At 77.4% G+C, this 11,661-nt stretch carries 11 protein-coding genes; 5 read left to right on the top strand and 6 right to left on the bottom strand.

What is annotated here, in order from left to right; translation table 11 throughout:
* Nucleotides 1-95: 95 nt before the first annotated feature.
* Entirely contained in the window at nt 96-569 is a 474-nt protein-coding gene (locus tag WCD41_RS02880) for a DUF3499 domain-containing protein (protein ID WP_337711863.1), read from the bottom strand.
* Nucleotides 570-816: 247 nt separating this feature from the next.
* Between WCD41_RS02880 and WCD41_RS02875 the strand changes: the two genes are divergently transcribed.
* Nucleotides 817-1,221, top strand: coding sequence for a metallopeptidase family protein (locus WCD41_RS02875; RefSeq protein WP_337712323.1), 405 nt, complete (start codon nt 817-819; stop codon nt 1,219-1,221).
* On the opposite strand, the gene WCD41_RS02870 is transcribed toward WCD41_RS02875, so the two are convergent.
* From WCD41_RS02870 to WCD41_RS02860, 3 genes are all read right to left on the bottom strand, one after another.
* The gene (locus WCD41_RS02870; RefSeq protein WP_337711862.1) at nt 1,218-1,604 is read right to left on the bottom strand and encodes a VOC family protein; all 387 of its coding nucleotides are present in this window, start codon (nt 1,602-1,604) and stop codon (nt 1,218-1,220) included. The two genes, WCD41_RS02875 and WCD41_RS02870, sit on opposite strands and share 4 nt — an antisense overlap.
* Nucleotides 1,605-1,636: 32 nt before the next feature.
* Nucleotides 1,637-5,179, bottom strand: a complete 3,543-nt coding sequence (locus tag WCD41_RS02865) for a glycosyltransferase (protein WP_337711861.1) — start codon at nt 5,177-5,179, stop codon at nt 1,637-1,639.
* A gap of 119 nt (nt 5,180-5,298) precedes the next feature.
* Nucleotides 5,299-5,559, bottom strand: coding sequence for a WhiB family transcriptional regulator (locus tag WCD41_RS02860; RefSeq protein ID WP_337711860.1), 261 nt, complete (start codon nt 5,557-5,559; stop codon nt 5,299-5,301).
* A gap of 325 nt (nt 5,560-5,884) precedes the next feature.
* Between WCD41_RS02860 and WCD41_RS02855 the strand changes: the two genes are divergently transcribed.
* From WCD41_RS02855 to WCD41_RS02840, 4 genes are all read left to right on the top strand, one after another.
* A complete protein-coding gene (locus WCD41_RS02855) occupies nt 5,885-6,649 on the top strand; it encodes a site-2 protease family protein (protein WP_337711859.1) in 765 nt (254 codons plus the stop codon).
* Between the two features lie 82 nt (nt 6,650-6,731).
* Nucleotides 6,732-7,685, top strand: a complete 954-nt coding sequence (gene cofD / locus WCD41_RS02850) for a 2-phospho-L-lactate transferase (protein ID WP_337711858.1) — start codon at nt 6,732-6,734, stop codon at nt 7,683-7,685.
* Nucleotides 7,678-9,048 carry a coenzyme F420-0:L-glutamate ligase gene (locus WCD41_RS02845; protein ID WP_337711857.1) on the top strand — a complete coding sequence of 457 codons (1,371 nt, stop codon included), beginning with the start codon at nt 7,678-7,680 and terminating at the stop codon, nt 9,046-9,048. The genes cofD and WCD41_RS02845 overlap by 8 nt, the downstream gene beginning before the upstream one ends.
* Nucleotides 9,045-9,626, top strand: a complete 582-nt coding sequence (locus WCD41_RS02840; protein ID WP_373695065.1) for an NUDIX hydrolase — start codon at nt 9,045-9,047, stop codon at nt 9,624-9,626. The genes WCD41_RS02845 and WCD41_RS02840 overlap by 4 nt, the downstream gene beginning before the upstream one ends.
* On the opposite strand, the gene WCD41_RS02835 is transcribed toward WCD41_RS02840, so the two are convergent.
* Both WCD41_RS02835 and manB read right to left on the bottom strand, forming a co-directional pair.
* Nucleotides 9,611-10,555 carry a DNA-3-methyladenine glycosylase family protein gene (locus WCD41_RS02835; protein WP_337711856.1) on the bottom strand — a complete coding sequence of 315 codons (945 nt, stop codon included), beginning with the start codon at nt 10,553-10,555 and terminating at the stop codon, nt 9,611-9,613. The genes WCD41_RS02840 and WCD41_RS02835 overlap by 16 nt on opposite strands.
* Nucleotides 10,548-11,657 carry a mannose-1-phosphate guanylyltransferase gene (manB, locus tag WCD41_RS02830; protein WP_337711855.1) on the bottom strand — a complete coding sequence of 370 codons (1,110 nt, stop codon included), beginning with the start codon at nt 11,655-11,657 and terminating at the stop codon, nt 10,548-10,550. Before manB ends, WCD41_RS02835 begins: the two co-directional genes overlap by 8 nt.
* Between the last annotated feature and the right edge of the window lie 4 nt (nt 11,658-11,661).

Genomic DNA, 11,661 nt, shown 5'->3' with positions numbered 1-11,661 from the left:
CTATCGGCGCGCCGGGGCCGCTGCGCCCGCCGGGCGGACACGTCCGCCGATGGGTGAACGGTGGTCCGCGACCGATCCGGCTGTCCCGGTCCGGGTCAGCCCGAGGCCGGGTCGGGCAGCACGCGCAGGTGCCCCCGTCGCCCGGTCGGGGCGCTCGCCACACCGCCCGCGACCCCCGTCGCCATCCCGGTCGCCATGCCCGGCGGCGGGACCGGCGGGAACCCGCCGGTGCCGTGGGAGCCGGCGCCGGACCCGGCCGTCACCCGCGGGCGTCCGTCCGAGCCGTCGAGCGGGCGGTCGGCACGACCGGCCTCGCGCACGGCCTCGGCGAGGGCGGTGAGGTCGTCGGCGGTGGGCTCCGCCGGGAAGTCACCCTCGTAGCGCACGACCTCCCACCCGCGCGGAGCGGTGAGACGGACGGCGTGGCGTTCGCACAGGTCGTAGGAGTGGGGCTCGGCACTCGTCGCCAGCGGACCGACCACGGCGGTCGAGTCCGAGTAGACATAGGTCAGGGTGGCCACGGCCGCGTGACCACACCCGGTCCGTGAGCACTTCCGCACTCCTCGCACGAAGCAGGACAGTAGTCCGCCGAACGGCCCTGACGGCGCAGGCGCGCGCGGCGCGTCGGGGGCCCGGTACCCGCCCACGGTCTTCCGGGACGTCCCACGGCGGCGGCCGCACGCGGCGGGTGCCAGCCGCGCTCCCGGGCCGCGCGTAGGCTCCGGGGCCGTGACCAGGAGCGCGAGCCGCCGCGGCGGCACGCCGGCCCCCGGGCCGCGCCGTCGTCGCCGGGACCGTCGCGGGCGGGGCCTGCGGATGCCGCTCTACCCCTCGGGGTCGCCTGCTTCGCGCACGCGCGCGGAACGCTTCGACGCCCTGGTGCTCGAGGCCCTCGAGCCGATCGAGGAACGGTGGAGCATGGAGCTCGCCGACCTCGACGTGGCCGTCGACGACGTGCCCGAGGTGCCGTCGGGCACGCGCTCACCGGTGGACGACGAGGCCGTGCTCGGCGACGGCGAGGTCCCGCTCGCGCGTCTCGTGCCGGCCGGCATGGACCGGCGCGGCGCCGTGACCCGCGCGCGCATCGTGCTCTACCGCCGCCCCCTCGAGGCCCGGGCGCTCGACGGCGAGGACCTCGCCGACCTGCTCCACGACGTGCTCGTGGAGCAGGTGGCGGGCTACCTGAACGTCGAGCCCGACACCATCGCCGGCGAGGACTAGCCCCAGGTGTGGTGCACGGCCTCGACGTTGTGGCCGTCGGGGTCGCGCAGGAACACCGCGTAGTAGCCGGGGTGGTACTCGGTGAAGATCCGGGGCGCGTGCAGCACCTCCGCCCCGTGGGCCTGCGCGGCCTCGTGCACGGCGTCGACGGCGGCGCGGTCCGGCGCGGTGAAGGCGACGTGCAGCTCCTGCTCGACGCCCTGGCCGGGCGCGAGCCAGAAGCCCGGGTGCCCGCCGGCGCCGAGGCCCACGACCTCGGGCGCTCCGGGCGGACCGGTCGGGATCCGCACCGCGGCCGCGAGGCCGAGGGGCGCGAACACCGACGTGTAGAAGGCGACGGAGGTCTCGACGTCACCGCAGGGGAATCCGACGTGGTCGAACATGCCGGGGAGCCTAGGGCGACCCCCCGACAGCGCTAGTCCAGCCGCGTCCGCGACGGCAGCGCCGAGATCGCCGTGAACAGCACGAGCGCGAGCTGCAGGAGCAGGAGCAGCAGCCGCACGGTGTCGTCGCGGTCGACGACGACGGCCCCGCCGCCGGTGGGCACCGCGACGCCGACGAGGTGGCCCCACGCGGGCACGACCTCCGCCGGCGCGCCGCCGACGCTCGCGGTCCACCCCGACTCGAGCTCCGCCGCCACGACGAGCAGGCGGCGGTCGGCGCCCGGGGACACGCGCACCGCGACAGTGGGCAGGTCCGACGGCACCGTCGTCAGGCCCGCGGGACGGCGCGGGGCGGCCCGGGCCTCGGTGGCGTCGTCGGAGACCGGCGGCTCGAGCAGGACCGCGCCGGCCACGGGCAGCGCGACCCGCGCGGTCGGGCGGCCGTCGGAGACCGGCGGGGCGTCGGTGAGCAGCGGGCCCGCGGCGAGGCGCACCGAGCGCGCGGTCTCGGCGTCGGGCAGCACCACCAGGCCGGTGCCGCCGGTGGCGAGCTCGGCGACGCCCGCCTGGGCCGTGGCCGGGTCGCCGGAGAGCAGCGCGCGCACGTCGCGCTGCAGCCGGGCGGGGGACGCGCCGACGGGCGCGAGGTCGTCGTCGCCGTAGCGCGGGAGCTCCGGGCCGGCGCGGCGGGTGGTGTCCGGGTCGCCGGTCACGACGACCACCCGGGCGCCCGACGCCGCGAGGTCCTCGGCGAGCCGGGGCGCGAGAGCGGGCGCACCCGTGTCGGCGAGCGGCCCCGCGCCGCCGCGCAGCACCGTCAGCACCGCCAGGGCCACCACCGCCGTCGCGACCACCGGCACGGCGACCCCGCGGGCCCTGGCGCTGCGGTCGGTGCCGGAGGCGCGCGGACGGAGGCGGCCGGCCAGGCCCTCGAACGCCCCGGAGAGCCGCCCGCCGAGACCCGCCCCGCCCAGGTCGAGCTCCGAGTCACCCCGTCGCGCCGGGGCCCGGTCGGCCGGGTCGCGCCGCCCCAGGAGCCGGCCGAGCGGCTCGGCGCGGGCCGCCGCGACCTGGGCGAGCAGGCTCCACAGCGCCCCGCAGGTCGCGACGGCGAGCGCGGGGCCGGTCCAGCCGGGCCGCGCATCACCGCCCGCGAGCGGGGGCAGGGCGAACGACCCGACCACGCCGGCGGCGACGATGCCGAGCAGCAGCAGGGCGAGCCCGGGCACCGCCGCCCGCCGCGGTGCGACGAGCGCCCCGCCGACCGCGAGAAGGACCAGCAGCAGGCCCACCCAGGGGATGGTCGCGGCACCGCCGGGATCGAGCGACAGGACGTCGAGGGCGCCGACGAACCGCTCGGCCACCGGCGACCCGGTGCCGTGCAGGAGCACCTCGGGTGCGGCGAGCAGCACCGTCGGCCACGGCAGGAGCAGCAGCACCGGCAGCACGACGATGACGGCCAGGGACATGGCGCGCCGTCCCGCCGCCCGGGGCGGCGCCGGGACCAGCACGAAACCGATCACCACGACGACGAGCACCAGCGCGTGCACCAGCGGCGCGAAGGCGCTGACGACGCCGAGCGCGAGCGCCGTGCCCGCGGCGGTGCTCCACCAGGACCCGCGCCGGCCCGCCACCCGCACGCCGCGCAGCACCGCGACGACGCCGGCCAGCACCAGGGGCAGCAGGATCGCGGCCACCACGCCGTCGAGGCGGCCCTGCGCGACCGCGCCCGCGGTGGTCCCGAGCAGCGCGTAGACGGCGGCCGCGAGAGCGCGCAGCACGCGCCCCACCCGCAGCTCCCGGGTCGCGAGGTACGCGGACAGCCCGGCCAGCGGCAGCGCCGCGACCAGCAGGAGCGACACGGCGGCGGGCGGACCGCCCAGCGGCACCACCGGCCCGCCGAGCACCCCCACGACGGCGAGCGCGGCCGGGGCGGGCGCACCCGTGCCGCCCGCGATCGGGTGCCAGCCCGCGAGGTAGGACGACCAGAGCTCGCGCAGGCCCGGCACCTCGGCGATGCGCCCGCCGGCGAGGCCGAGCCCGAGGCGGGCGCGCTGGGTGAGCACCGAGACCAGGGTCAGGCCGACCACCAGCAGCAGCGGCGGCGCGAGCAGCAGCTCGCGCGCCACCCGGCCCGGGGTGATGGGGACGTAGACGACGCGTTCCCCGTCGGGCGCGGGCCGGGGATCGCTCGGCCGGACCGGCGCGACGGCCTCGGTGGGCGGCTCGGTCGACGAGAGGGCGTCGGCGGGCGCCCGCGGCCCGGGCAGCGCCACCGCGAGGGACTCGCCGGGACGCCGCAGACCGGCGGTCCGCCGGCGCCGCAGGGCCGCGCCGGCGGGCAGGGCCTCGGGGCCGACGGCGCGGCGGCGGGCGGCGCCCTCGTCCCCGTCGTCCGCGGCGCTGTCCTCCCGCGAGCTGCGCTCGGCCCACTCGGGCAGGCGCCCGAGGTCGAGCTCCTCGCGCAGGCGGCCCCGCACGAGGGAGGTGAGCCCGCCGCGCACCGCGTTGCGCAGGCGGGTGGTGCGGCTGGTGAGGAGCCCGCGCAGCTCGCGGGGCAGGGCGGTCGCGCCGGTGCTGCGCCGTCGGCGGGCGTCCGCGAGATCGGCCAGCCCGGGTCCGGAGCCGAGCACCCGGCCGAGGCCGGCGACCTCGGCGCCCGCCGCGCGGGCGCGCCGGACCAGCAGCAGGCCCAGGGCCCGCAGCGCCGCGAGCACCGGCAGCCGCAGGAGCCCGAGCACGAAGGCCGGGCTGGAGCAGTTGGCGAGGAAGGTCCGGACGCCGTGGGCGCGGTCGGTGGCCCGGTAGCGCGGGTCGACGCCCGCCGTGTCGAGCGTGCGGACGCGCGTGGTCAGCGCGCGGGCGTGGCGCAGGCGCGCCGAAGGCGCGCACAGCACGAGCCCGCCGGCGCGGTTGACCCGCCAGCCGTAGTCGACGTCCTCGCGCAGCAGGCCGAGCGCGGTGTCGTAGCCGCCGAGGGTGTCCCACTCGCGCCGGCGCACCAGCGAGCCGGCGGACCCGACCGCGAGCACCTCGGAGTTCGTCGCGAACTGGCCGAGGTCGAGCTCGTCGGCCCCGATGCCGGTCTGCCGCGAGCCGGACGCGTCGATGGAGACACCGGCCTCGACGACGAGCCGCGGGTCGTCCCAGTCGAGGCAGAGCGGCCCGAGGACCGCGGCCGACGGGGAGGTCGCGGCGACCGAGAGCAGGACCCCGAGGCAGTCCGGCGCGGGCGCGGCGTCGTCGTGGAGGACCCAGATCCAGTCCCCCGACCCGTTCGCACCCACCTGGGCGTTCCGGCCCCAGCGGCGGTCGGCATCGTCCACGGCCGTGTGGACGGCCTCGGCGAACCCGGTGTCGCGGGGCATCCGCAGCACCACGTCGACCTGGTTGCTCGCGGCGAGGACGCCGGCCGTGCCGTCGGCGGACCCGGTGTCGACGGCGATCACCCAGCGCGGACGTCGGGTCAGGCGGGCCAGCGCGTCGAGCGTGGCCGGCAGCCAGGTCTCACCGTCGTGGCATACGAGCACCGCGAGCACGGGCGCCGGTCCAGCCACCGGGGAAGGTCGAGCCACGGGCGCCGTCCTTCCCCTCGGGCCACCACCCGAGGGCGCCCACGCTGCGGTCGGCGTCCGAGACTAGGACCCGTCCCGGAGCCGGGACGGTGGGGGTCGGGCGCCGCCCTGCCCAGCGCTCAGACGGCGCGGCGCTTGAGACGCCGCCGCTCGCGCTCGGAGAGCCCGCCCCAGATACCGAAGCGCTCGTCGTGCCCGAGGGCGTACTCGAGGCACTCGCTGCGGACGTCGCAGCTGTTGCAGATCTGCTTCGCCTCCCGGGTGCTGCCGCCCTTCTCGGGGAAGAACGCCTCCGGGTCGGTCTGCGCGCAGAGCGCGCGTTCCTGCCACTCCTGCTCGTCCTCGGTCACCATCGCGAGCTCGGAGAGGACGTCCCTCATCCCGACCTGGCTCCGGCCAGCCGCGAATCCTTCGCTACCCAGCACCACCGACCCGCTCTCCGCACCGTTCACGACGCCTCCCTCGCCTCGACTCCCCCCGGCCCCCACTGAGTGGACGAGGCGCCGGCCCCGCACCGACGTGTCATCGCGTAGGAATTACACCGGTGTCGTTCCATCCGGGTCAAGCCGGGGGCCCCGTGTGGCCGCATGTCGCGACGACCGGTCGTCACATGCGGTGAGCGTCATGCGCTATCCGTAGCAATGCCGCGGCTTTTCGCTCTCCGGCTGCTCCGACCGGCCCTGCCGGGTCGGGGACACTGGAGCCGTGACCCCCCGCACGTCCCGGCTGCGCTCGCCGGTCAGCCCCATCTTCCTGGCCCTCCTGGTGCTCACCGCGGCCGGGGGTGCCCTGACGCTCCTGCCCGCCGAGGGCGCCGTCGTCGGCGGCACCGTGCTGCTCGTCCTCGCCGGCTGGGCGGTGTCGCTGTGCCTGCACGAGTTCTCGCACGCGCTCACCGCCGACCGGTGCGGCGACCACTCCGTGCGCGCCGCGGGCTACCTCACCCTCGACATCCGCCGCTACGCCAACGTCGGCCTCACCCTCGTGCTGCCGCTGCTGTTCCTGCTCCTCGGCGGCATCCCGCTGCCCGGCGGCGCCGTGTGGATCCAGCGGGCCGCCCTGCGGTCGCGGGTCGCGATCAGCGCCGTGTCGCTGGCCGGGCCGCTGGCCAACCTCGTGCTCGCCGGCCTCATCGCCCTCGGCGTGGCGCTCACCGCGCCCCCGCTGCCGCTCGCCGCCGCACTGACGTTCCTCGGCCTGATCCAGGTGCTGACGTTCGTGCTGAACCTGCTGCCGGTGCCGGGCCTCGACGGCTGGGGCGTCCTCGACCCCTACCTGCCGTGGCGCACGCGCACCGCCGCCGCGCGGATCGCGCCGTACGCGCCGCTCGGCTTCATCCTGCTGCTGTTCCTGTTCGCCCCCGCGGCCTCGGTGCTGTTCACCGTCGCCGACGCCCTGTTCACGCTCGTCGGCGGCGACTCGGGCCTCGCGGCCGTGGGGCAGGACCAGTTCGTCTCCCTGCTGCGCTGAGCGGGCGCCGACCCGGGGCGGCCCGCCGTCGGTGGCGGGGAGGACGATCGGTCGGGCACGGCACGCACGAGAGGAGCACCCGGTGCAGGTCACCGTTCTGGTCGGGGGCGTCGGCGGCGCCCGCTTCCTGCAGGGCGTCAAGGCCGCCGCGGGCCCCGGCGACAGGATCCGCGCGGTCGTCAACGTCGGCGACGACATCTGGCTGCACGGGCTGCGCGTCTGCCCGGACCTCGACACCTGCATGTACACGCTCGGCGCGGGCATCGACACCGAGAAGGGCTGGGGCCGCGCCAAGGAGACGTGGTCGGTGCGCGAGGAGCTCGAGGCCTACGGCGCCGACCCGACGTGGTTCGGGCTGGGCGACCGCGACGTCGCGACCCACCTCGTGCGCACCCGCATGCTGCGCGCCGGCTACCCGCTCTCCCAGGTGACGACGGCCCTGTGCGACCGCTGGGCGCCGGGGGTCGAGCTGATCCCCGCGAGCGACGACCGCATCGAGACCCACGTCGTCGTGGACGACCCGGCCGACGGTCAGCGCAAGGCCATCCACTTCCAGGAGTGGTGGGTGCGCCACCGCGCCGCGCTGCCGGCGCTGTCCTTCGCCTCCGTGGGGCGCGAGCAGGCCACCGCCGCCCCCGACGCGCTCGCGGCGGTCGCCGAGGCCGACGTCGTGCTCGTCGCGCCGTCCAACCCCGTCGTCAGCGTGAACACCATCGTCGACGTCCCCACGATGCGCCCCGCCCTGACGGCGGCGCCCGGCAGGGTGGTCGGCGTGTCGCCGATCGTCGACGGGCACGCGGTGCGCGGCATGGCCGAGGCGTGCCTCGCCGCGGTCGACGTCCCGGTCAGCGCCGAGGGCGTCGGGCGCTGGTACGGCTCGCGCACCACCGGCGGGCTGCTCGACGGCTGGCTCGTCGCGCCGGGCGACGGCGCGCAGGTGCCGGGCGTCGAGGTCCGCGAGGTGCCTCTGATGATGACCGACCCGGACGCCACCGCGGCCATGGTCCGCGCGGCGTACGAGGTCGCCGGTGTCTGACCATGCCGATCACGCGTCGGAGGGGCTGACCCTCTGGGGCGTCACCGGGCTGCCCGAGTTCCGTCCCGGCGACGACCTCGCCGCGGCGCTGGTCGAGGCCCTCCACGGATCGCTCGCCGACGGCGACGTCCTCGTCGTCACCTCGAAGGTACTCTCGAAGGTCGAGGGCCGCCTGGTGACCGTGCCCGCCGACCCCGAGGCGCGCGACGCCGCCCGCCGCGCGCTGATCGACCGGGAGACGGTCCGGCTGCTCGCCACCAAGGGCCGCACCAAGATCGTCGCCAACCCGCTGGGGATCGTGCAGGCCGCGGCCGGGATCGACGCCTCGAACGTCGCCGGCGACGAGGTCGCGCTGCTCCCCGAGGACCCGGACGGCTCCGCCGCCGCCCTGCGCGCGGCGCTGCGCGAGCGGCTCGGGGTCGACGTCGCCGTCGTCGTCACCGACACCATGGGCCGCACCTGGCGCACCGGCCAGACCGACGCCGCGATCGGCGCCGCGGGACTCGAGGTCGTGCACGCCTACGGCGGCGCGATCGACGCGCAGGGCAACGAGCTCGTCGTCACCGAGGTCGCCGTCGCCGACGAGGTCGCGGCGGCCGCGGACCTCGTCAAGGGCAAGCTCGGTGGGGTGCCGGTCGCCGTGGTGCGGGGCCTGCCCGCGGCGCTGCGCTCGGAGACCGCGCGGGGCGCCGATCTCGTCCGCCCGGTCGAGGAGGACCTCTTCTGGCTGGGCACCGACGAGGCCCTCGCGCGGGGTCGGACACAGGGCCGGCGCGAGGCGGTGCCCGCCCGGCGGTCGGTGCGCTCGTTCGCCCCGGACCCGGTCGACGCGGAGGCGCTGCGCCGCGCCGGGGCCGCGGCGCTCACCGCGCCCGCCCCGCACCACACCCGGCCCGTGCGGTTCGTGCACCTCACCTCGCCGGGGGTCCGGACGCGCCTGCTCGACGCCATGGCCGAGGCGTGGCGCGACGACCTGCGGGGCGACGGGTTCGGCGAGGACGCGGTCGCCCGGCGCGTCGCCCGCGGCGACATCCTGCGCGCGGCGCCGGAGATCGTGCTGCCGTTCCTCGTGCCCGAGGGCGCCCACCCCTACCCGGACGCCCGGCGCGCCGCGGCCGAGCACACGATGTTCACGGTCGCCGGCGGCGCCGCGGTCCAGGGGTTCCTCGTCGCGCTGGCCGCCGAGGGGCTCGGGTCGTGCTGGGTGTCGTCGACGATCTTCGCGGCCGACGTCGTGCGCGCGGAGCTCGCGCTGCCCGCCTCCTGGGAGCCGCTCGGTGCCGTCGCGATCGGGCACCCGGAGGCCGCGCCCCCGCCGCGCGGCGCGCTGTCCGTGGACGATCGCTGGGTGGAGATGTCGTGAGTTCGGAGCCGACCCTCGCGTCGACCACCAGGGCGGCCGTCACCACGGCCGCCGCCCACGCCGACGCCCGCGCGGTGCTCGACCGCTGGCACCCTGCGGCCCGCGAGGTCGACTCGGTGCGCCTGGCGCTGGTCTCGTACCTCGACGCCCGGCCCGACGCCTGCGCGCGCTCCTGCGCGCCGGGCCACCTCACGGCCTCCACGCTCGTGCTCGACGCCACGGGCGAGCGGGCACTCCTGACGCTGCACCCCCGGGTCGGCGCGTGGATCCAGCTCGGTGGGCACATCGAGCCCGGCGACACCACCCTCGCGGGCGCCGCGCTGCGGGAGGCGACCGAGGAGTCCGGCATCGAGGGCCTCGTGATCGACCCCGAGCCGGTGCACGCCGAGGTCCACGCCCTGACCTGCTCGCTCGGCGTCCCGACCCGCCACCTCGACGTCCGCTTCGTCGCCCACGCCCCGGCGGGTGCCGTCGAGACGATCAGCGCGGAGTCGCTGGACCTGCGCTGGTGGCCGCTGCGCGAGCTGCCGGACGAGGTCGCGTTCGGGCGGGATCTCGTCGGTCAGTACGTCCGGTAGTCCTTCGGCGAGAAGCGCGGCCCGAAGCGCGGGCGGCGGAACCCCGACGCCTCGATGTAGCGCACGGCCCGCTGGCGCTGGGGCGCGTAGCAGGCGAGGACCTCGAGCATCCCGGCGTCGTCGAGCTTGTGCCCCACGAGCGCCCAGCCGACGGTCGACGGGATGTGGAAGTCGCCGACGCTCACGGCGTCCGGGTCGCCCCAGGAGCGCTGGGCGACCTCGGCGGCCGTCCAGATCCCGATGCCGGGGACCTTCTGCAGCAGCGCCCGCCCCTCCTCGCCGCGCATCTCGGCCGCCTTCTCCAGCCGGTGCGCGACGGTGGCGCAGGCGAGGATCGCGCGCCGCCTGCTCTGGTCGACGCCGGCACGGTGCCACTCCCAGTCGGGCACCTCGCGGATGCGCCGCGGGGTCGGCGGCAGCTTCATGCGCCGCGGCGTCGGTCCCGGCGCGTCCTCGCCGAAGCGCCAGCACAGCTCCCGGAACGACCGGCGCGCCTCCGTGCCGGTGACCTTCTGCTCCAGGATCGCGGGCAGCAGCTGGTCCCACACCGTGCGCGTGGCGCCGAGACGCAGGCCCGGCATGCGCCGGCGCGTCTCGGCGACCAGCGGGTGGTGGCCGACGAAGCCGGCGTCGTCGTCCTCGGCGCCCAGGAGTGCCGGCACCCCGTCGACCACCCACGCGGCGCCGGGCCCCCACGCCCGCGCGCGGACCACGCCGTCACGGCGCGAGAGCGCCAGCGTGGCCGGGCCGTCGGGGGTCGGCGTGGCGCGCCACAGCACACCACCGTCCGGCGAGTCCAGCTCGGTGTGGAAGCTCGGGTCGCCCTTGCCGCGGCGCAGCGGGGCGACGAGCGCGCGCAGGTCGAGGACGAAGTCGGGTCGCCAGGTCCGTTCCGCGGCCGGGCTCCCCCGGATGAGCGCCTCAGGCACCACCCGAGAATCGCAGACCGCCGTCGGGGATCACGAGACCGGGCCAGATGCGCACGCCGGCGAGCAGCTCGCAGGACGCCCCGATCGAGGCGCCGTCGCCGACGACGGCGTCGGTGACCACGGTGTCCTCGCCGATCGACGCGCCCGGCCCGATCACGGAGCGCTCGACGAACGCGCCGTCGCCGATCCGCGCGCCGTCGAGGAGCACCGAGCCGGAGACCCGAGCGCCCTCGCCGATCTGCACGTCCGCACCCACGGTCGTCCCGTCGGTGAGCGACGCCGAGGGCGCCACCTTCGCGCCGGGCAGCAGCAGCGCCGTGCCGACCGGCCCGGGCAGCGCCGCGGTGGGCGCGGCCCCCTGCACGAGGTCGGCGCTGCCGCGCACGAACGACGCGGGCGTGCCGAGGTCGAGCCAGTAGGACGACTCGACGTGGCCCTGCAGCCGCGCGCCGGCCGCGAGCAGGCCGGGGAAGGTCTCGCGCTCGACCGACACGGGCCGACCGGCCGGGATCGCGTCGAGGACCTGGCGCCGGAACACGTAGCACCCGGCGTTGACCTGGTCGGTCGGGGGCGTGAGCGTCTTCTCCAGGAACGCCGTGACGCGCCCGTCCGCGTCGGTGGGGACGCAGCCGAAGGCGGTGGGGTCGGGGACCCGCACGAGGTGCAGGGTCGCCTCCGCGCCCGCGGCGCGGTGCTCGGCGACGACGGCACGGACGTCGACCCCCGAGAGGATGTCGCCGTTGAAGACGACCACCTCGTCGACCTCCGGCCCCAGCGCGTCCGCGGCGTGCCGGATGCCGCCGCCGGTGCCGAGCGGCTCGGGCTCGGGGCGGCACACCAGGTCCAGGCCGAGGGAGGCGCCGTCGCCCAGGAAGCCCTCGAACACCTCGGCGCGGTAGGCGGTCCCGAGCACGACCCGGCGGATCCCCGCCGCGGCGATGCGCGAGAGCAGGTGCGCCAGGAACGGCACCCCGGCCGTCGGCAGCATCGGCTTCGGCGTGGAGAGGGTGAGCGGGCGCAGCCGGCTGCCCTGCCCGCCGACGAGGACGACCGCCGCCGTCCGGGCGGGGTCGATCACCGCCGCGTCACCTGCCTGGTTCACCCGT

The sequence above is a fragment of the Actinomycetospora aeridis genome, assembly GCF_037400275.1.
Classification (GTDB): domain Bacteria; phylum Actinomycetota; class Actinomycetes; order Mycobacteriales; family Pseudonocardiaceae; genus Actinomycetospora; species Actinomycetospora aeridis.
Note: the sequence above shows the minus strand (reverse complement) of the source record. Positions and strands in the feature narration are given on the sequence as shown.